Consider the following 24,127-nt stretch of genomic DNA (forward strand, 5'->3'; position numbering starts at 1 on the left):
GGGCGAGCTTGGTGGCGAGGTGGACGACGACGTACGGGTCGGTCTCGGTCTCCAGGGTGGCATTGGTGAAGTACGGCTCGAACGCAGCCCGGATGTCTTCGGGCTCGTTCGCAAAGTCGATGACGAAACGTCTTACGCTTCTGCTCCCCGCCGGCAGTGCGATGGGTGCGGTTGGGCCGGGACAGCGTCTGCACGGCAGTGACCCCGGAGAGCTTCTTGTCGACGTACATCGCCGACAGCAGCGGCTGGTCGAACCGCTGGCCCGGCTGCTCGGGCTGCCGTACTTCCCGGTGACGCCGCTGTTCCCGCACCTGGGCCTTGTGGGCTGTATCCCGCTGCCGTCGAAGTGGTACATCGAATTCGGCGAACCCATCGCCACCGGCGCCTACGGCCCGCAGGCCGCCGAGGCTGCATCCGGGCGGGCTGGGGTCACCGATCGGCTATGTACCTGAGTCGCGGCGAATCGGACGCCTCTGACGAGGTCGGGGCTAATGCAGACGAGGGTGTCATTCGTCGAGAGAGCCGACGGTTTTACCAGCGGGGAGTACAGGGCGATGCTGGCCGGGTCTTCGATTACCTGGGCGTAGCCGATGACGACTACCGACCAGCCGAGGTGAGAGTCTGGATTGATGTCGTCGACCTGGTAGGCCACGACGGTTGTCCGTACGGCGTGCGTCATGTCGGTCAGTTGGGGCGATGTCCAGGTGCGGACAATGATCTTTCCGTCGTGGAAGATGTGGTTGACGGGCCGTACAGCGGGTAGGGCATCCTTGGTGAAGACAATTCTTCCGAGTCGGGTTCCAGCAAGCAGCGCCAACGCTTCCTCATTGTCGAGATCGATCACTTGACGGCCTGGCGGTGTAGGGATGGGGCCTGGTGAATCAGACGCCCCTGTCGTGACCATGCTGGCTTTCCCTTTCCTTGCTCAGTTGGATAGATGTAGGCCTCGTCGTGAGCTGAGTTGTACCTGGTGGTACCTGCACCGAGCCACGGCCTTCGTTGTCCGCAGTGGGGCTGTAGGTCACCATGCCTATGCTGTAAGGGCACCGTTGCCCACCTCGGAACTAATAAGTCGGACCGGGTGGCAAGCCATCCCGCTGAGGGATGGTGCGGCAGCTTGTTACCGTCTGTCGACCGGCGTTCGAGCAGTTCCAGAATCAGCGCACACTGACCCCTGCCGTCTGCACTCGCGGGAGCCGGACTGCTCAGCGGGATCACCTCTCGGCTTCCAGTCGCCGGTGTCGTTTCTTTGCCAGGCGGACCGATGCTGATTGTGGCGCAGGCTGCATCGTGCGCGCTCTCATTCCCGAGGTGGCCCGCAGCACATCGTTCCCGACACGCGACTGGTGGCCGACGCGACCGAACTGATGCCCGAGAGCGAGCCGCCACTGCTGTTCCACCATTCCCGGCGGGTCTGCCTGTTCGGGATGATGCAAGCCCGTCGTCTCGGTCTGCGACCCGATCCCGAACTGCTGCACGTCGGCATCATGTCCACGACCTCGGCCTTGACCGAGGCGTATGGCGCCAGCAGCGGTTCGAGGTCGACGGCGCCGATCGCGAATTCCTCACCGTGCGCGGCATCGAACCCGATGTGGCCCAACGGATCTGGACTGCTATCGCGCTGCACACCACTCGGACATTCCCGAGCACATGACCTCCGAGATAGCGATGGTCACCGCCGGCGGTCGAAACCGACGTTCTCGGCTTCGGGTACCACGACCTCGACCGCGCCGATATCGATGTCGCCGTCGCGGCCCATCCGCGTCCAGACTTCAAACGTCAGATCCTCGCGGCATTCACCCGGGGCTTCGCCCATCGCCCCGACTCCACCTTCGGCACCGTCAACGCCGACGTCCTCGTCCACGACGCACCCCGCTTCATCCGAACCGACTTCGTCGCCCGCATCCTCGGCAACCCGTGGGCGGAACAGGCACCACGGCAGGTCGATAGGTTCAGGCAGTTCGCATCGCCGAGCCACCGCGATGCGGCGCGGTTCGCATCGCTGAGCCACCGGCGGAGTACGGCAGCACGTTTGTTCTCTGCTGATGCGACGAGAGACGACAGAGGAGTAGGTGCAGTGGCATCCGAAGATCGTCGGCCAGGACGCGCATGATTCGCATCATGGTCGCGCTGTCGAGATCATGCGCGATGAGGATTCGCTCGAAAACCATTGCGCTGAGGACCTGCGTTCGGGTCAGTGCCATTTCGGGAAGCCAACTCAGCCGCCACGTTCCCCTGCCGGCTCCGTTGGTTATCCTGGTCGCGGACTCGGTGGATAGCGGGTTCGCGATGGTCGCGTCCGTAACGTACAGCGCGTCGACGTGTCCGGTGATCAGTTCGCCAACCGTCCCCCCCGACCAGATCGCGGGTCGGGCCACACGCTCGCGCCCCATCGCGCCGAACGTGGTGGTCAGCTCGGCGGGTGCACGGGTGGGAACTTCGGCTCGGCTGATGATGTCTTTTTGGTGGATGAGCATGTCGGGACTCCTGGAATACACGATGGGACCGTTTGACGAAGTCCAGAATCGTCTCGCGCATGCCCGTTGTCGTCGGCGCTGGCCGCAGTTGAGTGGCCCCACCACCGTGACCGTGCCGATACCTGCTAGCTGCAACTCGGCCTGATCGAATCCGCTGGATCCGATCCTCCGGCAGGACGAATCCGCACTTAACCGCACCGAGCGGGCACCGTGCGGTTACATAAAAGCTCGAAACAGAATCGGATCTCGGCTTCGAGGATCTCGCGGCGCTGCGCGGTGGCCGACAGTCTCCGCCCCGCCAGGCGTAATAACCCGACCGTGAGACCTTCGCCCACCGACACACGGACACGACGCAATGGCTACCTTCTTCGGAGGCGATGAACGCGTATTTCGCTGTCACCGGTGCTTCTTCGCGAAGAAGGCCACCGATTTTCCCCCGGCGGCCAGCCGAGCCCACACCTGGGTATAGCCCAGTCCCTCGAACAACGCCGCCGCCAGCAGCAGATACACCACCACCCGCGACGGCAGGGCCCGGACTCTCGACTGCACCGAGCGCGTGGCCTCCAACGCGGCATCGACCATCTCGAACGGCACGATCTGGGTCAACTCGCCCAGATGACCCGGCGCGAACGGCCCCGCCGCCACCCCGGAACACGATTGATGACTGAACACACAGCGGAACTCCTGGTACACGGTTTCTTCGCAGATGACCTCTCTACCAGTAGTTCCGCTGTTCTACTTCACGACACATCAAGCACCACAACAAGATTCACTTGCGCCCGCCTCTCCGCCCTAAACTGCGCGGCATTGGGGTTAACTCGGCTCCAGCACGATGCATTCCCGCCGACCAGCAACTCCGTCAAAACTACTGCTCCATCGAGCCTCCGGCTCCACAGCGCCGGAGGTCATGCCGCTACCCTGCTCATCAACGGCGGGGGCATGGACGGAGATCAGTAACCGACCCCCGACATTGCCCCTCGCACACCATATTTCACGCCCCGACCAGTTCCGGGTGGAACTTGGTCACCATCCGATGGATCCCGTTGCGCCAGTCGACCGTCAAGCCGCCGATGAGTTCGCGCATCCGCGTCGAGTCGGTCGGATTGCCGCGCAGGGCCTCGGCGCTGTCCTCGAAGACCGGTTCCTTGCCGATCAGCGAGCCGAGGTAGCCGCACCACTCCTGCAGGCTGACGATCTCCCCACCGCACCAGTTGACCGTCGTCGCCGGTGTCGAGGCCGCGGCCAGCAGCCTCGGGATCGAGGCGACGATGTCGTCCTCGTGGATCGGGTTGTAGCGGGCCGGTCCGCCGGCCGGGACCGGGATCGGGATGCCGGCCAGGATCATCTCCATGTGGTAAAACGGCCACCCGCCGTTGTTGCCGTACTGGATGTTCAGCCGGGCGATGACGGTGGGCACGCCGAGCGTGCGCGCCATCGTGCGGGCAACGACCTCCCCGGCGATCTTGGTGAGGTGGTGGTCCACTACGTGGAGCACGGGGCCGGTCGCCCCGTGCTGGTACTCCACGGCGCCGGCGCAGTGATGCTGCCCAATACAATGCGGCCAGCACGTGGTCGCGCGCGGCGACCAGGTCATGGACCGAGGCTGGTTCGATGTCGGCGACCCACAGCGGCAAACCCGTTGGCGCGCAGAGGGCTTGGATGTTGCCACCGTGGGTATGAGCTTTCCCGGAGTACCACAGGTCGATCTGTTCCCATTTCACGCTGGTGGTTTGCTCGCTGCAGCGGTCGGAGTCGAACACTTTCCCGTCGAGAATCAGGTACCCGAGGCCCTCGGCGTGAGCGCGGAGCAGGGCTTCGTGCAGGTCGGGGCTTGTCCGGCGAGCACGGTGATGCCTTCGCCGTGGTAGCGGTAGGCGGATCACGTGGAGTCCTTTTGGTGCAGATGGATCTTGTGGTGAGCCCCATCTACCGGGACTCTACGTCCACACCCAGCACCCAATCGGCGTGTCGCCCAAGGACTTCCGTCACAGCACCCGAAACCCGTTGCCTACCTCGCTGAGATCACCTCAGTGAGTTTCCGCTGGGACTGCCCCGGAGTGTCGGGCGGTCCGACCTCGCACATGCCGCTGGGGTAGTTCCATTGGACCCATTGGGCCAGCTTGGTTTCCGCGACCGACAACTCGGAGTCTGACCGGTAAATGACCCCAAGGTGACCGGCGCGGCGAAGCCACCCGGCGCAGTGAAGCGGAGCCGGGTCCTGTTGTGGTGGTTGACTTGTGGGTTCGGTTCAGGCGGTGGTGGCGGACTCCAGGGTGACGGCGAAGCCCAGCGCGGCGAGCTGGGCGGTGAGGTTGCGGACTTGGCGGCCGGTATTCGCACGCTGGGTGTGGTAGTCGGGTCAGGGGTCGCTGTAGCGCAGGCTCGGGCGGCCCGTCCGAACGCAGCGCGGCGGTGGCGTCGACCATGCCGCTGTCGGTGAGGTGCGCGGTGGGCCGCCGATCTGCCTGCCAGCGGGGCGTACCCCATTGGTCTCTGGTGACCTGGCAGTAGTGGTCGAAACTGGCTGCCCAGGCCCGGTCCTGGAACGGGTCGTCATCAGCGTACCGGGCTGGTGACGCCGATCGGCTTCGCGCACCTGGCCTCAACGACGCCGCCCGAGCGGCTTGGCCAGACCACCGAGATCGGGCGCGAACTCGGTGATGCGGGCGGACCGCTGCTCGTCGGTACCATCGCTGCTGCGGCCTCCCTCGATCTCGGGCTGCTGGGCTTCGCTGTCGTGCTGGCAGTTCTCGCCGTGCCCATCGCCGCGCGCACATCACCGCACAGCGATCGCACTGGCTGACTGCTGCCCGATCGGCCCCGGGCGGGCAAGCGGATCGGTCCACCTGCCGACGTCGCCGAACGAGTATGGCCAAGGTGTCACACCGGGCTGCGCGCCTTCGGTGATCCCATGGTGTCCCGGGCCGACGCTGTGCAGTGTTCGCTTTACAGTTGGCCCAGCAGATGTCGACACTGTCTCGCGACCGAGTTCAGCCACGGGTTCGGCGCCGTGCCGAGCAACCGCGAACTCGTCGAATGGCTCCGCGCGCACAGTGTCGGCCGCGCGCGGCAGGATCGGGGTCGCTTCTACGGCGTGGCCGCGCCGGTGGAGTCCTCCGGTGAGCCCGCGACGCGAACCGTCCTGGGCCAACGACTATATGTCCGCGGCGCTGCGGCCCGAATCAGTCCGCGACCTGGATGCGCTGCTCGGCGAGTATCGGTCGGCGCGGATCAGTGAACGTCCTGGGGGTGGAGTCGGTCGAGGAGGTCGTTGATCGCGGCGACGACGGTTTCGGGCTGGTAGCGGGGTAGGCAGTGGCCGGCGCCCGGGACGAGGAGGTGGCGGGCGCGAGGGTTGGCACTGGTCAGGTGGGCGTGCCAGCCGCTGGCCGCGCGCCGCAGGGGCGCGGCGAAACGGTGGGTGTGCCCTGCTGACAGGACGGTAAGTGGGAGTCCGGTGTTGGGCTCGGTGGAAAGCTCATGCAGTTCCAGGCGGCTGCGCACGAGCCCGCACAGTTCCCGACGGGCTGTTTCGTGGGTCAGCGGCTGACGCATCTCGTGGGCCAGCTGGGCGCGTTCGGCATCGGTGAGGGGGGCTTCGGGGCTGGTACTGCTGCGGGTGATACCGGCCAGGGGCGGCAGCGCGGTCACTGCGTCGATCAGGCCCGCATGGGCGAGGGTCTCCATTGTGCGGTACCACACCGCTGCCATGGGTGCGGCGAGAGTGCCGTAGCGCAGCACCCACGGCTCGGGGATGGGATCGATCAGGACCAGGCCGGCCAGCAGGCAGGGGCGGGCCGCGGCGAGTTGGCGGGCGATGGTGGCGCCCAGGCTGTGCCCGACGACGACGGCCGGACCCCCGCCCGCGCTGTCGATGACGTGGGCGAGGTCCTCGGCCAGGGCGCGCAGCCGACGCGGTCGGGGGTCGGCCGGGCTGGCGCCCAGCCCGGCCCGGTCGTAGGAGATCACGCGGGCACGTCCGGTGGCGGCGGCTTGATGCTGGACGTGGGACCAGCCGACGGAGGAGGCGCCCAGACCCGGTTCGAGGACGACGATCGGCTGCCCGTCGCCCATCGCGGTCACGTGCAGGAGTGGTTCGTTCACCGGGGCACTCCGATGGCCGGTTCGGGGGATTGGGCCCCGCCGCGGGCGGCGGGCGCTGGGTGTTGATGGCTGTGGTGCCGGTAGAGCGATTCGAAGGCGTCCAGGGTGCGGTCCAGGGCGTGGTCGGCCACGATGCGGCGGCTGGCCTCGCCCAGCCGGGTCAGCGTTGCGGGGTCGGTGAGCAGGTCCGTGAGGCAGGCGGCGAGCGCGGGCACGTCGCCGGGCGGGTAGAGCCGGCCGTTGCGGCCGGGGTGGACCAGGTGGGGCAGGGCCATGGCGTCGGCGGCGACGATGGCCGCACCGGCGGCCATCGCCTCCATCGTGGCCAGGCTCTGTAGTTCGGCGACGCCGGGCATGCAGAACACGTCGCACCGACGGTAGGCGTCCAGGAGCGTGTCCTCGTCGACGAAGCCGTAGAAGCGCACCCGCTCGGCGATCCCCAGCTCCGCGGCCAGGTCTTGCCAGGTGCGGCGGCAGGAGCCGTCGCCGATGATCTCCCACCGGACGTCCAGGGCGGCCGGCAGGAGTGCTGCGGCGCGCAGCAGTTCGTCGACTCGTTTCTCCTCGTCCAGGCGCCCGACGAACAGCACCCTGCGGGGTCGGTCGGCCTCCGGATCCCCGGGCCGGCGAGTGGGGCGGGCACCGTAACGGTGCAGGTCGATGCCGCAGGAGATGGCGGTGGCCTCGGGTAGACCGGCGTCGGCCAGCAGTTGCACGGCCCGAGGGGTCGGGGCCGTGACGGCCTGGGCGGCGCCGAACACCCGGCGCAGGTCACGCCAGGCCAGGCGCGCGGCACCGGCCTGCAGCCAGGTGGGGATGCGAGCGTGGCCGAACAGGTTCTCCGGCATGAAGTGGTTGGTGGCCACCAGCGCGACCGGGCGCTGGGCGGCGGCACGCGCCAGTGCCCGGCCTATTAGGAAGTGGGACTGCACGTGCACCACGTCCGGCGCGAGCTGCTCGAGCAGCGCGGACGCTGCCGCAGAGGCTCGCCACGGCGGGCAGATGCGGAAGGTGGGGTGGAACAGGGTGCGCCGGGAAGCCACCCGATGCACCGTGACACCGTCGGCGGTGGTCTCGGTGGCCGAGCACGCCCCGGCGGCCGGGCACAGTACGTGCACCTCATGGCCCCGCCCGGCGAGGCCGGAGGCGAGGCGGGCCGCGAAGTGCGAGGCGCCGTTGATGTCGGGCGGGAAGGTGTCCGCGCCCAGCACGATCCGCAGCCGCGGCGGCACGGGAGGCGCGGACGGCTCGGCGGGGGCGGTGCAGACGGGCGGACTGGGCCGGGTCGAGGTCATGAGGGATTGCTCCTTGGCGGGTACGAACGAATCAGAACGGGAAACTTGCCGGCGGGCGAGTGCGATCACCCCGGCGACAGCGAGGACCGCGCCTGCGCCCAGGCCGATCGCGGCCGGTGCGCTCACGTGCGCACCCTCGCCGAGAAAACCGACGCCGATCCCCACGGCCAGCATCGGGTCCACGACGGTCTGACAGGCCACCACCACCTGCGGTGGCCCGCTGGCGTAGGCGTGCTGCACGCACCAGCCCCCCACCACCGCCGCGGCGCCCACTACCGCGACGGACACCAGGGACAGCCGGTCCAGCCCTCCGGCCTCCACCCGGGCGGCCATCGTGCGCGTGAGCACCGACACCAGCCCGAACGCTGTCCCTGCCGCCGCCGCGAACGCTACGCAGCGTGTCGATCCCCGCGCGAGCGCGCCGACCGTGCCGAAGACGGCCACCGCAATGCCTGCGAGCAGCACGGACCGGACCTCGGCGCCGACCGCTGGGGGCGCGGCGGTCGCCTTAGCGGCGGCCAGGACGACGAACAGGCCGACCCCGACTGTGCTGGCCGCCACCGCCCAGCGGGCCGGACCGGCCAGCCGCACCCGATGCGAGCGGGCGGCCAGCACCGCGGCCAGCGCGATGGCCAGCACCCCGACCGGTTGCACCACAACCAGTGGCGCCAGGCTCAGCGCGCCCACGTGCAACGCCGCCCCCGCCGCGGTCAGACCACAACCGCCCACCCAGCGCGGCGCCCGCAGCATCCGCGCCCACCCTGCCCGGCGCAGCGCTCCCCCGGCCGTGGCGGTGTGCACAGCGGCCTGCTGTAACCAGGCCGCAACCGCGAAGCAGCACGCCCCGGCGGCCGCCAGCAGAACCGCCAGCCCTGTCACCGCGCCGCCGCCCCGCGCCGGCCCCCGATGGAGGGTGAACGCGGCGGTGTCGGGCGGACACGGCCCAGGACCGGGAACACGAGGATCCTGCAGGCGGCGCTGCCGTACCTCGGAGGGTGGCGCCACCCGGTATGCCACGCGCACGAATTGAACAAATCCACCATGTCGCAGAAATCGGAATGGTATGTGCTGGAAAATGATTCAGTTGTCATTGCTCTGGTCCCGTCGTTGTCGTGTGTGGGTCTTCGCTCAGTAGATGCGTGCTCGTCGGTCGGTTCGGTGAGCGCGCCCGATGGCGGTGAATCCGCCACACGACCCCGGCGGCGACAACGACAACGACCACGGCGATGGTCAGTGCGGTGGCGGGCCCTGCGGTGTGGGCGATGGCCGTATACGAGGTGCCGGCCAGGTAGCCGAGCAGCACGTTGCCAGTACCCCAGGCCAGTGCGCCGAGCGCGTTGAATGTCAGGAACCGGCGCCGCGGCATGGCGGCGATGCCGGCCAGGGCGGGCATCATCGTGCGGGCGAAGGTGATCAACCGGGCGAGGAAGACCGCGAGGCCGCCGCGGCGGGACAGCACATCGCGGGCGTGTTCCAGGCGCGCCCGCCGCCGTTCGAACACGGCCAGGTCCATCAGCCGCGGCCCGATGCGCCTGCCGATCTGGTAACCGACGCTATCGCCCGCGATCGCGGCGACCACCACGACCGTCGCGATCACCGCGAGGCTGACGTGGCCGCGGCTGGCGGTGACCCCGCCCAGGATCGCGGCGGTCTCGCCGGGCACCACGAACCCGACCAACGCGGCATCCTCGGCGAACACCAGCAGCCCGACCGCCAGATACACCCACACCGGCGGCACGGTGAGAATCCGCTCGACCAGACCGCTCACCATCGGCGAACTCCCGCGGCCGGCTCGATCACCAATGCCGTTACCGGAGGCCGGGGTCGGCGGGTGCGGCCGAGGGTTCACTGGTCGCGGGGCGAGAGCGGCGGCGCCGCATGAGAACTACCGCTGCGACAACGGCCAGGACGGCGACGATCCCGGCGATGAGATAGGTCGGGCCGTGGAAATCGTCGGCCACCCTCTGCCAGTTCCCGCCGATGCCGTAGCCGACCCCGGCCAGCGCCGCGGTCCAGGGCAGGCAGCCCAGCACGGTGTAGACGCCGAACCGGACCGGCCGCATCGCGGCGAACCCGGCCGGGAGCGAAATGAAGGTCCGGATGACCGGCAGCAGGCGCCCGAAAAACACCGACGCCACACCGTGACGGGTGAACCACTGCTGGGCGCGGTCGATGTCGGCCTCGTCCAGCCACACGTAACGCCCCCACCGCAGCAATACCGCTCGACCGCCGTAGCGGCCCACCGCCCAGGCCAGGTAGCTGCCGGCCACGTTGCCCAGGGTTCCGGCCGCGATCACCGCAACCAGGTTGGGGTGCGCGCCCGCCACGGCGCCGCCGGCCAGGGCACCGCCGAGCAGCATGGTGACCTCGGAGGGAATCGGGATACACGCCGACTCGGCGACCATGAGCACGAAGATCGCGACCAGGCCGGAGCTGGTGATGAACTGCTGCATGAGGTGATCTTTCTGAGCCGGTCCCGCACATCCACGTGGCGTGCGGGGTCGGTCCGGCCGCTATTCTGGAGACACGAACCAACCTACTATTATGGTAATAGTATCTGGTTTCGGTGAAGGACGGAGGCGCTGATGCGGAGACGAGCACGCGGGTCGCTGGAGCAACAGGTACTCGAGACGGTGGCCGCGGCGCCGGCGCCGCAGTCGGTCGCGCAGGTCGCCGCGGCGGTGCCCGGTGACGCCGCCTACACCACGGTGATGACCACCCTGACGCGGCTGTGCGACAAGGGCGCGTTGCACCGCGACAAGCAGGGGCGCGGGTTCGTGTATTCGCTGGCCGCCGACCTACGGTCGGTGGCCGCTGCGCGCACCGCCCGCCAGATGCATCGCTTGCTCGCCGAGCAGGGCGAACGCGCGGACGTACTGGCCCGCTTCGTCGCCGAACTCGAACCCAATGAAGAGCAGATGCTGCTGGAGTTGCTCGCCGACGACGAGCGCGGGCGGACCGTGCGGCCGGGAGACTGAGGATGGACGTCGCCGTGGCGCTCCCGCCGATCCTGGCGGTCATACTCGGCGCCGGTGGCGCCCGGCTCGGCCGCGCGCTGCGACCGTCGCTGGCGGTGCGGCTGCTGCCGGTCGCGGCGGTTCTGGTCGCGGCCGGCAGCGGGTTCTCGCTGACCGTGGTGGCCGCGTTCCTGCTCGCCAGGGTCCGTGAGATCGCCTCGCTCGGGCACTGGTCACCCGCTGCGCTGCCGCGCCCGGCGGACCTGCCGTGGCCGGCCGGAATCCCGGTCGCGGTCGCGGTGGCGCTGCTCTTGGTAGCAGCGATCGTCCATGTGGCCCGGGCCGGGCATCGGCTGTGGATCGCAGACGGCGTGTGCCGGCGCCTCGCACCCACGCTCGGTGACGGGCGCACGGTGGTCGTCGACGACGACGAACCCGACGCCTACGCCGTCGCGGGGCTCACCGGCCGCGTGGTGGTCTCCACCGGCATGCTCGCAGCGCTCGACGAGCCGCAGCGACGAGTGCTGCTCGCGCACGAGGCCGCCCATCTGGCCCACCGCCATCACCTGTGGATCCAGCTCGCCGAGATCGCCGCGGTGGCCAACCCGCTGCTGCGCACCCTGCCCGGCGTCGTCCGTCACGCGGCCGAACGCTGGGCCGACGAGGACGCCGCCGCCCAGGTCGGGGATCGCCGCGTCGCCGCCCGCGCGATCGCCCGCGCCGCCCTCGCCCGCACCGCCGCCCGCCACCCCGACCGCGTCCATGCCGGGGCCGTCCATCCCAGGGCACTGGCGTCGACCGGTGGCGAGGTCACCCACCGGGTCCGGGCACTGCTCGACCCGCCCGCCCTGCGCTGGTCGCCACTGCTGACCGCCGCGGTAGCCGCGCTAATCGCCGCCGCGCTGACTGCCGTGATCGTCACCGAGCACGCCACCGAGGAAACCTTCGAACACGCCCAGGCCGACCGGGCCGCCGCGGCCACGTTCGACCGGCAAGCCGTCCTCGTCCGGCACTCCACGTCGGGAACGCCCCCGCTCCCATTGCTACTATTATATAAGTAGTAGCTCACTGGCCGGGCCTCAGTAACCCACCGGGCCTCAGTAACCCTGAGACCCGGCCAGTGACGGCGTGACTGGATTCACCTGCGCCGAACGGTGGACCGGGACAAGAGAAGCCACTACCTTGTCGAGTCGGTTCGTGACCGGCGTCCGGCACGCGCGGTGGTGACCAATGCCGGTCATGGAAGCCGCCGCCGGCGCGCTCGTCGCGCTCACCCTGGCCCGCGCCGGGCCGTCTGACGGCGTGAGTGAAGCTTCCGGCGGGTTGCGAGCCCTATAGGCGGTGTCGTGAATTGCGATCAACGGAATGACCACGCCCAGGGTGAACACGACCGCTGATGACACGGCGGCCTGCCCGGGATTGGACAACTCGTCAGGGTCCATGCCGAGGTCCGCGAAGTTCCTACTAGCGGGAAGAAGTTCCTACTAGCGGGAATGCGCGCAGGCGGCGCGCTCAGAGAAACTGAGGTCATGGTGCTGCAACTCAAGCTGTTGCGCTGCTTCATCGTTGATGACAGCGCCGCCTTTCTCGACGCTGCGCGCGACCTGCTCGAACGTGAGGGGATCACCGTTGTCGGCGTAGCCTCGACCAGCGCTGAGGCGCTCCAGGGTGTCGAGGAGCTGCGGCCGGACGTGACGTTGGTCGACGTTGATCTCGGTGAGGAGAACGGGTTCGAACTCGCCGAGCACCTGCACCGGAATGGGTGGCCTGCGCCGTCACCGGTGATAATGACCTCTGCCCACGCCGCGCAAGACTTCGCCGACATGATTGCCGCGAGCCCGGCAGTGGGCTTCGTGTCCAAGTTCGCGCTGTCGTCGGGCGCGATCCGTGACCTCGCCGCCTCGGTGTGTGGGCCATCTCGACGCCCCGGTCCGCCGAGATTGATGTGAGCTTGCGTGGTGGCGCAGAAACAGTTACAGCTGCCCGACGCTTCTGGTGCGGAAGTAGGCTTGCGATCACTGCGCGCACGCTTGGTGTCGCTATTGCTGGGCCCCACGGCTCCGCCCCTCGCACCGGGAATCGCGGTCGCCGCCGGTTTCATCGTGGCCGAGACCCTGGTGGTGTACCTGCTCAACACAAGGGTCGCTCCCCACGTCCAGTTCGGACAGGTCTACCTGCTCGGCGTCGTGGTCGTGGCGGCCGGCTGGGGGCTTGGGTTGACGGTGATCACGTCGGTGGCCAGCTCCCTCGCCTTCATCTGTTTCCAGAACTGGCCCGCAGTGAGCTCCCTACCGATCCGGGCGTACGACTGGGTGGTGATCGCGATCTCTCTTGTGGTTGCGCTGTCGGCCCACACCCTCGCGGGTCTGGCCAGGACACGGGCCGCTGATGCAGATCGACGCCGTCGGGAGGCGGAGGAAAGCCGTGACCAGCTCAGGGTGCTCGCCGAGCAACAGGCCGCGTTGCGACGGGTTGCGACGCTGGTCGCGCGCGCGGCCACCTCCTGCGAGGTGTTCCCGGCGGTGGCCGAGGAATTGGCCCGTTGCCTGGGTGTGCACTTCGCCGCCTTGTGGCGCTACCAGCCCGATGGCACAGCCATCGTCGTCGCGGCCCGCGACGAGCCCGGAGTGACGAATATGCCGGTCGGCACCCGGTTCTCCCTCGAGGGTGAGAGCGTTCCGGCGATGGTGCTACGTACCGGACGCCCCGCCCGGGTCGACAGCTACGAGAACGCTGCCGGTTCGACTGCCGTGCGCATCCGTGAGCTCGGTCTCCGTGGGGCAGTCGGAGCGCCGATCGTGGTAAACGGCCGCGTGTGGGGTGCGGCCATCGTCGGCTCGTCACGACCCGAGCCCCTGCCACCCGACACCGAGGCACGCGTCGCGGACTTCACCGATCTCGTCGCGACCGCGATCGCGAACGCCGAGGCCCACGCCGAACTCACCGCGTCCCGCGCCCGGATCGTCGCGGCCGCCGATGACGCCCGGCGCCGCATCGAACGCGATCTGCACGACGGAGCCCAACAGCGGCTGGTCTCACTCGGGCTGGAACTCCGCTCGGCGGAGGCTTCGGTGCCAACCGAACTCGACGCGCTCAGGGGGCAGATTTCTCACATCGTTTCGGGACTGACCGGAGTCTCCGAGGATCTACAAGAGATCTCCCGGGGCATCCATCCGGCGATCCTGTCGAAGGGCCTTGGGCCTGCGCTCAAGACACTCGCCCGCCGCTCCACCGTCCCGGTCGAACTCGATCTTCATGTCGACCGGCGGTTGCCGGAGTCTGCCGAAGTAACCGCGTATTACGTTGCGGCAGAGGCACTCACGAATTCGGCCAAGCACGCACAAGCCTCACAGGTGAACGCACGCGTCGAAGCCGACCGTGCGACGCTTCGTCTCTCGATTCGAGACGATGGCATCGGAGGCGCCGACATCTGCAGAGGGTCGGGGATCGTCGGCCTGATCGACCGCGTCGAGGCACTCGGCGGCCGGATGGAGATCGCGAGTCCTGCCGGCGACGGGACGTCATTGCTCGCGACGATCCCACTCTAGAAGCCCGAGGGCGTGGACTGAACCACAGCCAGTTCGCTTGGCAGAGGCCGGCCGATTCGTGCCCGGGCTGCGGGAGACCATGCCGGGTACGGCTCACGTCGTGCCCAGCACTGTTCGGATATTGCAAAAGCCAGCCACAGTGTCCTGGAGGGACATTGAAGGCGCAACGCGTCGCCGACGTGCCGACGCGCCGCGGCGACGTTCCATCAGACGCGGTGCGCGCCGTAGGCGCTCTTGGGTCTATATAGCTCAATTACTAAGGAGTTCGGAAGTAGGTCGAGTCAGGTGGTGATGTAGGCCAGGTGGGGGTCGCGGAAGAATCCGCGGACGAGGGCGGGTAGTTTCTGCAGTCGGCGCAGGGCGCCGGTGGCCTTGGTTTTCAGGTCGTCTTTGCTGGTGACACCGATTTTGCCGATCCGGTCTGCTTTGACGTTCTTCCATACCCATTCGTCGGGGTCGAGCTCGGGTGAGTAGCCGGGCAGGAAGAACAGCCGTAGCCGGCCTGCGGTGCCGGCGACGAACTGTTTGGTGACGTTGGCGCGGTGGCTGGGGTGGCCGTCGACGATCAGGAACACCGGGCCGTGAGCGTCCTCGAGCAGGCGTTTACAGAAATCGATGAACACGCTCGCGTTGACGGTTCCGTCGTGGAGCATGAACCGCAGCGCGCCTTGCGCCGAGACCGCGGAGAGCATGTTGATCGAGTATCGGGCCCCGGTGTTCGCCACGACCGGTGTCTGCCCGACCGGCCCCCCAGGTGGTGCCCGCGTGGTAGTCCGAACGGATCCCGGCCTCGTCGGCGAAATAGACTGTCGCACCGGCCTTTTTGGCTTCGGCGCGGATCGCGGGGAACTGCTCGGTTTTCCAGGCTTCCACAGCGTCGGGGTCCTGCTGGTAGGCGCGGTGCAGCGGGCGCTGCGGTGACAGACCCATCGTGCGCAGCAGCCGGCCCACGCTGACCACACTCAGGCGCACACCGAACTCGCGGCGGATCACCTCACGCACCATTTCCCTTGTCCACAAAGCGAAACGACAACTGGCGCGGATCGACACCGACGATGAATCCGTACAGCTTCGAGATCTGCGTGGCGTCCAGTCGCGGCGGGCGGCCCGGCACCGCTTTGGCCTTCAATGCATCCTTGCCACCCTCGCGCGCCTTGGCCAGCCACCCGTAGACGGTGTTCTTGTGAAACCCCATGGTCACGGCCACTTCTTCGGGGTGCGCGCCCGCCGCGACCTGCTCGATCGCACGCATCCGCAGAACTTCGAGGGTCTTGTGATCCAACTTCCGGCCGTCGTTCTCGCGCACCACGGAATTCTCCCAGGATGCCGCGAGAATCCGGGGAATTCACCCGGCGAATCTCGACCTACTTACGCACTCCTTAGTAACCGACGACGAACAGCGACGAGTCCGAGACCTGACCGCAAGTGCCCAGTGGCGCAGCGCAGTCGACGCCGAAGACCAGCTGACGGAACGGGGAACCCTGCCGATCCCCGTCAAAGACCTGCGGGCAGCCGAGCAGTACGTGAGCGCGGAACTCATGGCCGTGTTCGAGGCACATGGACGATACGCCGTTAGGTTGTCCGCCGACACCGCTCATCGGACACTGAACCGGTCGATCGCGGCGGGGTCGGCTGTGGCAGTCTTCGCCGCCGGCGCGTTCCTGCTTGCGCTGTTGCTCGCGAATGGTCTCATTCGGCGCTTGCGCTCGCTGCGGTCGAGAAGTATGGAGCTGGCGAATGAAACTTTGCCGTCGATCATCCGACGCCTGCACGATGGGGAGGAGATCGACCTGGAATCCGAAGCGGCGGTGGTCGACAGCGGATCCGACGAGATCGGACAGGTAGCGGAGGCGTTCACCACAGCCCAACGTACCGCGATGGCTACCGCTGCGACCGAGGCGCGAACCAGAGCCGGGTTCAACAAGGTCTTCCTCGACATCGCCTACCGCAGCCAGGTCATCGTGCGCCGGCAGATGGACGTCCTCGACATCGCCGAGGCCAAGCAGAACGATCCAGAGCATCTCGAACTGCTGTTCCGGCTCGACAATTTGGCGACCCGGGCACGCCGAAATGCCGAGAACCTGTTGATACTCGGCGGGGCGCAGCCCGGCCGCCGCTGGCGAGAACCCGTACCGCTGGAACAGATCGTCCGCAGCGCGGCCTCCGAGACGCAGGAATTCGCCCGCGTGAACGCAATCCGCTTACCCGAGGCCAGTGTCCTCGGGAGCGCGGTCGCCGACCTCATTCATCTACTGGCCGAGTTGATCGACAACGCGACGGCGTTCTCACCGCCCCAGGCTCCGGTGGCCGTGCACGGAAACTTCGTGGGCCGGGGCGTCGTGCTCGAAGTTGAGGGCGGGACAACGGCACCTAGGTTTGTTCGTGGTCGGCCAACTGGCGCGGCGCCATGCGATCGTGGTCAGCCTGCAGGAGTCGGCCTACTGCGGTATCAAGGCAATTGTGCTGATCCCCAACGGACTACTGGACCCCGGCACGCTCGCGGAGGAGGTCGATCAGGCGATCGTAGTGCGGGCCGAAACGCACGCCATGGCGACACCAGTACGGTCTGTGAGCGACCCGGTTCCCCGACTAGGCACGGCCTGTTGCGAGTGCCTGTTCGAGGACGTGTGCGACCCGTAGAACGGTGGCGTCAGCCAGGCGTCTGCCGACGATCTGCAGGCCGACCGGCAGGCCGTCGCCCGTCAGTCCGACCGGTACGCTCGCCGCGGGTTGTCCAGTGAGGTTGAAGAGGAACGCGAACGGCGACCAGTCGCGGCCCGGTCCGTGCTCGGGCCATCGCAGGCCCGTCGGGAACGCCGTGGTCGCGGTGGTCGGGGTGATGAGCAGATCCCAGTCGGCCATGAAGCTCCGGATCGCGTCGTAGAGCACCTGCCGCCGGGTCGCGGCCCAAGTGAACGTCTCCGCCGTCCAGTCCCCTCGCACGAGCTCTCGGAGGTCTTCCGAGACTTCGTGGTGCTCGGCCAGCTCCCGCAGAGCCACCAGGTCGGAGTCCCGGGCGACAGTGGCGGCGAACACCGTACGCAGTTCGCGCAGGTCTCCGACGGGCGGATCGATGTCCACGACCTCGCAGCCGAGCCCGGCGCCGCCGAGTGCCTCGACCGCCTGTGTCGTCAGTTCGAGCACTTCGGGGTCAACATCGGCCTGACCGAGGCGCGGGCTCCAGGCGATTCTCAGCCCGCTCACGCCTTCGTCGAGGGTCGCCCGCAGCCCACCCATGGCGGTCGGTATCGAATGCCGGTCCCGCTGGTCGAATCCTGCGATCGCCTCCAGCATCAGTGCGGCGTCCTCCACCGTGCGGGTTATCGGCCCTATGGATTCCAGCGTCTCCCAGCTCCCCAGCCCTGCTCGCGTCGGCAGTCGGCATGACGGATACAAGGGCACTACTCCGAAGGTTGGTTTCAGGGTGAAGACTCCGCACAGCGCTGCGGGCACCCGCAGCGAACCGCCACCGTCGTTGCCCAGGCTGAGCGATCCCATCCTGGCGGCCACGGCCGCTGCCGAACCGCCCGAAGACCCCCCGGCGGTACGATCCGGCCGCCGCGGATTGCGGGTCGGCCCGAACAGCACATTGTCGGTCACGACACCGTACCCGAGCTCTCGGGTGTTGGTCTTCCCGAGCAGGAGCGCGCCCGCCGCGCGCATCCGCTCCACGGAGACGTCGTCCTGGTCGGGAATCCAGTGCGCGTAGGCGCTGCTGCCCAAGGTGGTACGCACCCCCGCGGTCGGGATGAGGTCCTTCACGGAGAAGGGAACTCCGTGCAGCGGCCCGGTCGCCTCGCCTGCCGCCAGCGCCTCGTCGGCCGCCAGCGCATCCTGCAGCGCCCGCTCGTTGAGCGTGCAGAATGCGTTGACCTCTAGGTCGGCCTCTTCGATACGGCCCAGCACCGATCGCATCAGTTCTTCGGCCGAGAACTCGCCTCCGCGGATACCCCGCGCCTGATCGACGGCGGTAAGCTCCCACAGCTCCGTCACTGCATCAGCCCAGTGATCTCCCGGCGTTGGTAGCGCCCGAAGCCCGGCTGCTGCTTGAGTTCGCCGTCCTCCAGCACGATCTGGCCGCGCACCGTGGACAGGACCGGCCACCCGGTGACCGCGCGACCCTCGTACAGGCTGTATGTGGCCGTCGAGTGCTGGGTCGCGGCACTGATCACTTCCCGGCGCTCGGGATCGACCAGTACGAGATCGGCGTCCGAGCCGGGTGCGATAACACCTTTCTTCGGGTACAGCCCGTAGATCCGCGCCGGGTTGGTACTGAGGATCTCGGCCAGCAGCGACACGTCCTCGCCGCGCTGGACCACCAGTTGATCGAAGATCACCGGCAGCATGGTCTCCGTTCCGGGAGCGCCGTAGGGTTCGGCGAATATGTCGTCGACCTGGCCCATATGCTCACGCACCCGTGGCGCGTGGTCGCTGGCCACTACCGACAGCGTGCCCGTCCGCAGCGCATCCCACAGCTGTTCCCGGTCGCTGTCGGTGCGCAGTGGAGGCCCGACCTTCGCCTGTGCGCCCACGTTCAGCAGATCATTGTTGGTCAGGCTCAGGTACTTCGGGCAGGTCTCACCGAACACCCGCTGGCCGGCCGCTGCCGCCTCGCGCAGCAGCTCCACGCCACCCGCGGTCGTCATATGCAGGATGTAGAGCGGGCAGTCGGTCGCCCGCGCGTAGGCCAGTGCCTTGTACACGCCCAGATCCTCGGCGTAGTCCGGATGCGTCCAGGCGAAATCCTCGAGCCGGGTGCGCCCGGTCGACTGTGCGTATTCGACCAGGTGGCTGAGGATCTCACCGTCCTCGGCATGGACCATGGCCAGGCCGCCGTTCTCGGCCACTATGCGCAGGTTCCGCAGCAGGGTCGCGTCCGGGGTCATGATCCCGGTGTCCTTGTAGGACATGAAGAACTTGATCGACGGGCTGCCGAGCTCGATCACCTTGGGCACTTCGGTGGCCGCGTCATGCTCGGGACGCATGATGGTGTGCAGGCCGAAGTCGATCGGAGAGGTGCGTTCCCCCTCCTCGATGAAGTGCTCGATCGCGGCCGAGGGGGCCATCTCGACGGTCGCCCTGATCTGGGTGATCGCGGTGGTGACGCCGCCGTAGGCAGCCGAGCGATGGGAGTCGCCGATGTCATCCGCGTGATCGGTCCAGGTCTGGCAGTGGACATGGGCGTCGATCACACCGGGAAGGACGAACTTTCCGGTGGCATCGACGACGCGTCCGGTGACGTCGGAGGGCAGGACCGGGGTGCCGACGGACACGATGGTGCCGTCCTTGATTGCGACATCGGTCTGCTGGACGCCGTCAGGGGTGACGACGGATCCGCCGATGATGGCCATGTCGTACATGGGAGAGCCTTTCATCGAGTGGGGAGCACGGGGTGGCGGGTGTGCCACTCCGTGGTGGCCTCGTAGGCGCCGGCCACGAAGAACAGCGTTGTCTCCGCGTGCGGCGGTCCAGCCAGTTGCATACCGATCGGCAGACCGCCCGCGGTGGTACCGCAAGGGACGGACAGCGCGGGCAGGCCCAGCGAACTGAGCGGTGCCAGATAGCGGGTGTACACCGTGTGGATGGGTTCCGGGCCACGCGAACTCGTGGTGGCCGTGGACGTGCCGATGGGCGCCGCGGGCACCGGGACCGTCGGCGTCACGATCATGTCGACGTCACGCCACACCTCGGAGAATTCCCTGCACAACAGGGTGCGGATTCGGGACGCCTTGAGGTACTCACCAGCGAGCATGGCTCGTCCCGCCTCCTCTCGGTCACGGATGTTGGCGCCGTACTCGCCGGCCTGATGCAGCAGGAACGGCTCGTGGGACGCCGAGGCCTCGGAGAACGCGATGGCCCGGTGCATCCGCAGGATGTCTCGCGCGGACGGCACATTTACCTCACGTATTATCGCGCCGAGGCCGGTGAAGTGCTCGAGCGCGCGTTCGAACGCGTCCCGGACCTCCGGATCGAGCCCCATATCCAGCCAGGACGTCGGGATCCCCAACGTCATATGGAGTCCGGGAGCCCGTTCCGCCGCCAGCGCCGCACTCTCGCAGCTGCCGCGCTTACCCCACGGTGTCCTCGGGGACAGCAGCTGATCGGCGATGCCGGCGACTCCCCGCACCCGCTGCGCGATCACACCGAGCGAGTCCAGTGTCCAGGTCAGCGGGAGCACGCCGCGCCTGCTCACCGCACCGTAGGTGGGCTTGAGCGCGACGACCCCGCAATGCGCGGCGGGTACCCGGATCGACCCGCCGGGGTCCGGGCCGAGCGCCGCGGACACCAGTCCAGCGGCCACTGCGGCACCCGCGCCGCCGCACGCCCCACCAGACATCCGGGTCACATCCCAGGGGTTACGAGTCCACCCGAACCGGGCATTCTCGCCCGTCGTGCCAGCCGCGAACTCCTGCACATTCAGCTTGCCCGCCATGACCGCGCCCGCGCCCGACAGGGTGCTCCAGCATTCGGCGTCGGTATCGGCGATCCGGTCGCCCAGGATCGTGGATCCGCCCGTGGTGGGCAGCCCGGCGACATCGATCAGGTCGCTCAGCCCGACCGGTACCCCGGCCAACGCCCCGGTCCGACCTGTCTCATCGAGCGTGACGTTCTCATCGAGCGTGACATTGATGAACGCGTTGAGTTCGGGCTGCCAGTCGCTGATGCGCTGGGCATGCAGCGCTGCCACGTCCGCCGCAGTGAGTTCCCCCGCCCGCACCAGGCGGGCGACGTCCGTCGCCGGTGCCCAGGGCAGCTCACTCGCATCGGGCACTGGGGCGGCGGCGGGCTCGGCTCCGGCCAGCTCCACCGGCGGCGGCAGATAGGACGAGGCAGCCGCCGGATCGAACGTGAAAACCGGGAACGTGGGGTCCAGCTCACGTGCGTCCACCGAGTCCAGGTAGGCGGAGACGTCGTCGAGCATGTTGCCGGCGCGGGTGAGGATGTCCTCCTGCAGATCAGGTTGGATCAGGCGGAGAAGGTCGGACCGAGATTTCATTGTTCGTGTACCGCCATTCAGATCTAGTGGCCAGAGAGGGACAGCGGATTCGACGCGGCTCCCTCATTGCCGAATACCGACTCCGGCTCGTCCTCCGAGACATGGCCCACTGGTTCCCACTTGATCACGGCGAGCGCGATCAGACCGAGCACCGGGGCGATCAACAGGAACAGCATCGCGTGGTAGAGCCCGAAGCTGGCGAGCAGGACCGGGACTCCGTAGAGCGCGATCAGACTGCCGGTGCGGTTGCTGGCCTGGGACAGTCCGGCGCCGACGCCGCGGATCCGGGTCGGGTAGGACAGCGCGGACATCGACTGGGCGGTGGAACCGGGACCGAACGTGTGCGCAGCGATGAACAAGACCAACAGCAGCACTCCGAGAATCGGCGGGATCGCATGACCCACGACGCCGAGCAAGATGAGCACGACCGCGACGCCGGAGAATCCGATGATGGTCAGCTTGCGCAGTCCGAGCCGGTTCGCGAACGACGCTGCCAGCACGGCAGCGACCAGCCCACAGGCGTTGGCGAACACCGATGCCCACAGCGAAGTGGTGAAACTGCTGCGGAAGAACGAGAAGACGATCAGGGGCATGTAGAAGCCGACCGAGGAGAACTGGATGCTCTGCGCGGCACTGATGATCGAGATCAGGATCGTGCGCTTGCGGAACTCGCCGGCGAAGAGCTGACCGAAGGGACGGAATGGATTCTTCGGCGCGGCCTGTAGTGGCGCGGCTACCGCGTCCGGCGCCAGCTCGAACGGCCTGCCGTGGGTGCTGCTGAGAAGTCGCGCGGCTTCGGCGAGGTCACCCCTGGTCGCAGCCCACATCGGACTCTCCGCCATGTATTTGAAGCGCAGCAGCAGAATCACCACGGCAGGCACAGCGCCGAGGCCGACCTCCCAGCGCCACACGCTATGTCCCGCGCCGAGTGAGTTGAGTAACAGGGCGACGAGCAGTCCGAATACGGTCGCCGCCGACCACAGCGCCGCCGCTGACTCCGCCCACTTGGCCTTCTTCCTCATTGCCATGAACTCGACCAGGAACGCCATCGCGACCGGCACGTCGAGGCCGACACCTATGCCGATCAACAGGCGGAGCACGATGAGGGACCCGTAATTGGGGGCGAACGCCGCACCGATCGTCGCCACCACGAACAGCAGCAGGTTCACGATGAACATGCGGAGCCGGCCGAACCGGTCCACGAAGTAGCCGCCGGAGAGCGCCCCGACTATGGCGCCGAAGGCCATGGTCGCGGTGACCAGACCGAGTTGGCTCGCAGTGAGGGCGAACTCCTGTTTCATCTGCACTGAACCCGCACTGAGGCTGGTGAAGTCGTATGCGTCGAGGAAGAACCCGCCCAGGGCAATGAAACCGATCATGCGGCTGCGCGGAGGATCAGCGCTCTCATTGATCGCGCGGACGACGTCGTCCTTGGTTCTGATCAGGATGGGGGAAGAGCCCATCTGTTCCTCCTGTCGAGGGTGTCTTGCCGCCTCCACCGGTGACGACTTTCGCTTTTCAGTATCAAACGGTGTTCCAACACATACGTCCAGCCCATGTTTTCCGATGCAACCTATAGTGTGTGCCTATGAGTATGGATTTGCGCTCGCTGGAATACTTCGTTGCCGCGGTCGACTGCGGCGGTTTCACGAAGGCGGCCGCCCGCTTGCACGTGAGCCAGCCGTCGCTGTCCGAAGGCGTACGCAAACTGGAGCGGGAGTGCGGCTCCCCACTCTTCCACCGGGTCGGCCGGGGGGTCGTGGTCTCCGAGGCGGGTGCCGTGCTGCTCACGTACGCGCGACGTGCACTCAAGGACGTGGAAGAAGCGCGGCTGTCGATGATCGCACTGAAAGGTTTCCGCGGTGGGCGGGTCACCGTCAGCGCTCCACCCTCATTGAGCGTGGAACCGCTGGCTCGGATCGTCGGGGTCTTCCGCCGTAGGTATCCCGATGTAACCATCTCGATGGTGCCCACGGAGGAAGGCGCCCTCGCCGCGGCGGCGGTGGTCGACGCCAAATGCGAGGTCGGGCTGACCGACCGCCCAGTGTCGGGGGAACTACGGCAGCACCCCATCGGCCACAACGAGATCGTCGCTGTGCTCCCGCCCGGAAACCCGCTGACGGGCCAGGGGCCGGTCAGCCTGGAGCAACTGGTGGACATCCCGTTCATCAGCAGTGCTGTAGGTACCCGGGCGCGTATCCTGCTCGACGAGGCGAAGGAACGTGGCATCGCGTTGCGCACGGTGCTGGAGACACCTCACCGCGAGGCGATTGTGCCGATGATTTTTGAGGGCGTGGGCGCGGCCTTTCTGCCCTGGACGGTGTCGAGGGAAGCCGAGCGCAGGGGTGCCGTAGTGCTGTCCCTGCTTCCCCGGGTGACCTACGACCTGCTTATCATCCATAGGGACCAGCCCTTGACCGTCGCGGCCCAGGCCTTCCTGTCGACCGCGCTGGCCTCACGCATCGCATTTGACCAAGGCCCCTACGCAAACCTTGACCATCCGTGACTTCAACGCCCTGAACACGATTTCTGCACCGATGCACCTCGACGTCGTCGAGTCGGTCGACGACTTCGACGGCAAGTCCCCAGCCGGTGAGACAGTGCATTTCGGTATCGACGGCGTGATGTACGAGATCGATCTGTCGGCGAAGAAGGAGGTTCACCCAAGGCCGGGTAGTTAGTGTTTTCGCTTGTCATGCAAGGGTTTCGGGTGACCAGGCGGTGGCGCTGTAGAGGCCTGGGCCGAGTT

The 24,127-nt window shown here is 67.7% G+C and carries 19 protein-coding genes and 6 pseudogenes; 9 read left to right on the plus strand and 16 right to left on the minus strand.

All coding sequences use genetic code 11. From position 1 onward, the window contains the following. Positions 1 to 248: 248 nt before the first annotated feature. A pseudogene (locus tag ABH933_RS21515) lies at positions 249 to 443 on the plus strand (hypothetical protein); the annotation flags it as partial. Here the strand turns inward: ABH933_RS21515 and ABH933_RS21520 are convergent. Further along, the gene (locus tag ABH933_RS21520) at positions 386 to 904 is read right to left on the minus strand and encodes a pyridoxamine 5'-phosphate oxidase family protein (protein ID WP_429425651.1); all 519 of its coding nucleotides are present in this window, start codon (positions 902 to 904) and stop codon (positions 386 to 388) included. The pseudogene ABH933_RS21515 and the gene ABH933_RS21520 overlap by 58 nt on opposite strands. Positions 905 to 1,367: 463 nt before the next feature. Here ABH933_RS21520 and ABH933_RS21525 point away from each other — a divergent pair. Beyond that, a pseudogene (locus ABH933_RS21525) lies at positions 1,368 to 1,927 on the plus strand (HD domain-containing protein); the annotation flags it as partial. Positions 1,928 to 1,952: 25 nt separating this feature from the next. Here ABH933_RS21525 and ABH933_RS21530 read toward each other — a convergent pair. The 4 genes and pseudogenes from ABH933_RS21530 to ABH933_RS21545 form a co-directional block, all read right to left on the minus strand. Next, positions 1,953 to 2,477: a hypothetical protein gene (locus ABH933_RS21530; protein ID WP_429426041.1), complete on the minus strand. Its 525-nt coding sequence runs from the start codon at positions 2,475 to 2,477 to the stop codon at positions 1,953 to 1,955. 396 nt (positions 2,478 to 2,873) lie between these two features. After that, positions 2,874 to 3,149, minus strand: a complete 276-nt coding sequence (locus ABH933_RS21535; protein WP_429425649.1) for a transposase domain-containing protein — start codon at positions 3,147 to 3,149, stop codon at positions 2,874 to 2,876. A gap of 319 nt (positions 3,150 to 3,468) precedes the next feature. Continuing rightward, positions 3,469 to 3,945, minus strand: a pseudogene (locus ABH933_RS21540) (NAD-dependent epimerase/dehydratase family protein); the annotation flags it as partial. Between the two features lie 154 nt (positions 3,946 to 4,099). After that, positions 4,100 to 4,360 (minus strand): annotated as a pseudogene (locus ABH933_RS21545) (hypothetical protein); the annotation flags it as partial. Positions 4,361 to 5,049: 689 nt separating this feature from the next. Between ABH933_RS21545 and ABH933_RS21550 the strand changes: the two are divergent. Continuing rightward, positions 5,050 to 5,280, plus strand: coding sequence for a hypothetical protein (locus ABH933_RS21550; RefSeq protein WP_429425647.1), 231 nt, complete (start codon positions 5,050 to 5,052; stop codon positions 5,278 to 5,280). Positions 5,281 to 5,708: 428 nt separating this feature from the next. Here ABH933_RS21550 and ABH933_RS21555 read toward each other — a convergent pair whose 3' ends face one another. The 4 genes from ABH933_RS21555 to ABH933_RS21570 all read right to left on the minus strand — a co-directional run bounded on the left by ABH933_RS21555 (position 5,709) and on the right by ABH933_RS21570 (position 10,329). Then, positions 5,709 to 6,581 (minus strand): alpha/beta fold hydrolase, encoded by an 873-nt coding sequence (locus tag ABH933_RS21555; protein WP_429425646.1) that lies wholly within the window; start codon positions 6,579 to 6,581, stop codon positions 5,709 to 5,711. Then, positions 6,578 to 8,755 (minus strand): glycosyltransferase, encoded by a 2,178-nt coding sequence (locus ABH933_RS21560; protein WP_429425644.1) that lies wholly within the window; start codon positions 8,753 to 8,755, stop codon positions 6,578 to 6,580. Before ABH933_RS21560 ends, ABH933_RS21555 begins: the two co-directional genes overlap by 4 nt. A gap of 208 nt (positions 8,756 to 8,963) precedes the next feature. Further along, complete coding sequence (locus ABH933_RS21565) at positions 8,964 to 9,647, minus strand: DedA family protein (RefSeq protein WP_429425642.1); 684 nt, start codon at positions 9,645 to 9,647, stop codon at positions 8,964 to 8,966. A gap of 37 nt (positions 9,648 to 9,684) precedes the next feature. After that, positions 9,685 to 10,329 (minus strand): DedA family protein, encoded by a 645-nt coding sequence (locus ABH933_RS21570; protein WP_429425641.1) that lies wholly within the window; start codon positions 10,327 to 10,329, stop codon positions 9,685 to 9,687. Positions 10,330 to 10,461: 132 nt separating this feature from the next. Here ABH933_RS21570 and ABH933_RS21575 point away from each other — a divergent pair, with 132 nt between their 5' ends. Together ABH933_RS21575 and ABH933_RS21580 are read left to right on the plus strand one after the other, a co-directional pair. Further along, positions 10,462 to 10,854: a BlaI/MecI/CopY family transcriptional regulator gene (locus tag ABH933_RS21575; protein ID WP_429425639.1), complete on the plus strand. Its 393-nt coding sequence runs from the start codon at positions 10,462 to 10,464 to the stop codon at positions 10,852 to 10,854. Positions 10,855 to 10,856: 2 nt separating this feature from the next. Continuing rightward, positions 10,857 to 11,894, plus strand: coding sequence for a M56 family metallopeptidase (locus ABH933_RS21580; RefSeq protein WP_429425637.1), 1,038 nt, complete (start codon positions 10,857 to 10,859; stop codon positions 11,892 to 11,894). A gap of 36 nt (positions 11,895 to 11,930) precedes the next feature. On the opposite strand, the gene ABH933_RS21585 is transcribed toward ABH933_RS21580, so the two are convergent. Further along, positions 11,931 to 12,275, minus strand: coding sequence for a hypothetical protein (locus tag ABH933_RS21585; RefSeq protein ID WP_429425635.1), 345 nt, complete (start codon positions 12,273 to 12,275; stop codon positions 11,931 to 11,933). 87 nt (positions 12,276 to 12,362) lie between these two features. On the opposite strand from ABH933_RS21585, the gene ABH933_RS21590 reads away from it, so the two are divergent. Both ABH933_RS21590 and ABH933_RS21595 read left to right on the plus strand, forming a co-directional pair. Then, positions 12,363 to 12,782, plus strand: a complete 420-nt coding sequence (locus ABH933_RS21590) for a response regulator (protein WP_429425633.1) — start codon at positions 12,363 to 12,365, stop codon at positions 12,780 to 12,782. A 69-nt stretch (positions 12,783 to 12,851) separates the two neighbouring features. Continuing rightward, positions 12,852 to 14,381: a GAF domain-containing protein gene (locus tag ABH933_RS21595; RefSeq protein WP_429426025.1), complete on the plus strand. Its 1,530-nt coding sequence runs from the start codon at positions 12,852 to 12,854 to the stop codon at positions 14,379 to 14,381. A gap of 281 nt (positions 14,382 to 14,662) precedes the next feature. On the opposite strand, the pseudogene ABH933_RS21600 reads toward ABH933_RS21595, so the two are convergent. From ABH933_RS21600 to ABH933_RS21625, 6 genes and pseudogenes are all read right to left on the minus strand, one after another. Continuing rightward, positions 14,663 to 15,690: pseudogene (locus tag ABH933_RS21600) on the minus strand (IS630 family transposase). A 70-nt stretch (positions 15,691 to 15,760) separates the two neighbouring features. Continuing rightward, complete coding sequence (locus ABH933_RS21605) at positions 15,761 to 16,402, minus strand: hypothetical protein (RefSeq protein ID WP_429425632.1); 642 nt, start codon at positions 16,400 to 16,402, stop codon at positions 15,761 to 15,763. A 568-nt stretch (positions 16,403 to 16,970) separates the two neighbouring features. After that, positions 16,971 to 18,374 carry an amidase gene (locus tag ABH933_RS21610; RefSeq protein ID WP_429425630.1) on the minus strand — a complete coding sequence of 468 codons (1,404 nt, stop codon included), beginning with the start codon at positions 18,372 to 18,374 and terminating at the stop codon, positions 16,971 to 16,973. Beyond that, positions 18,371 to 19,741 (minus strand): dihydroorotase, encoded by a 1,371-nt coding sequence (locus tag ABH933_RS21615; RefSeq protein ID WP_429425628.1) that lies wholly within the window; start codon positions 19,739 to 19,741, stop codon positions 18,371 to 18,373. The genes ABH933_RS21610 and ABH933_RS21615 overlap by 4 nt, the downstream gene beginning before the upstream one ends. A gap of 11 nt (positions 19,742 to 19,752) precedes the next feature. Next, on the minus strand, positions 19,753 to 21,378 hold the full coding sequence (locus ABH933_RS21620) for an amidase (protein WP_429425626.1): 1,626 nt from the start codon (positions 21,376 to 21,378) through the stop codon (positions 19,753 to 19,755). A 23-nt stretch (positions 21,379 to 21,401) separates the two neighbouring features. Next, the gene (locus ABH933_RS21625; RefSeq protein WP_429425624.1) at positions 21,402 to 22,841 is read right to left on the minus strand and encodes an MFS transporter; all 1,440 of its coding nucleotides are present in this window, start codon (positions 22,839 to 22,841) and stop codon (positions 21,402 to 21,404) included. A gap of 125 nt (positions 22,842 to 22,966) precedes the next feature. Between ABH933_RS21625 and ABH933_RS21630 the strand changes: the two genes are divergently transcribed. Next, positions 22,967 to 23,884, plus strand: a complete 918-nt coding sequence (locus tag ABH933_RS21630; RefSeq protein WP_429425622.1) for a LysR family transcriptional regulator — start codon at positions 22,967 to 22,969, stop codon at positions 23,882 to 23,884. A 31-nt stretch (positions 23,885 to 23,915) separates the two neighbouring features. Beyond that, a pseudogene (locus tag ABH933_RS21635) lies at positions 23,916 to 24,029 on the plus strand (Lsr2 dimerization domain-containing protein); the annotation flags it as partial. Between the last annotated feature and the right edge of the window lie 98 nt (positions 24,030 to 24,127).

Source organism: Nocardia sp. GP40, from assembly GCF_050434125.1.
GTDB lineage: Bacteria > Actinomycetota > Actinomycetes > Mycobacteriales > Mycobacteriaceae > Nocardia > Nocardia albiluteola.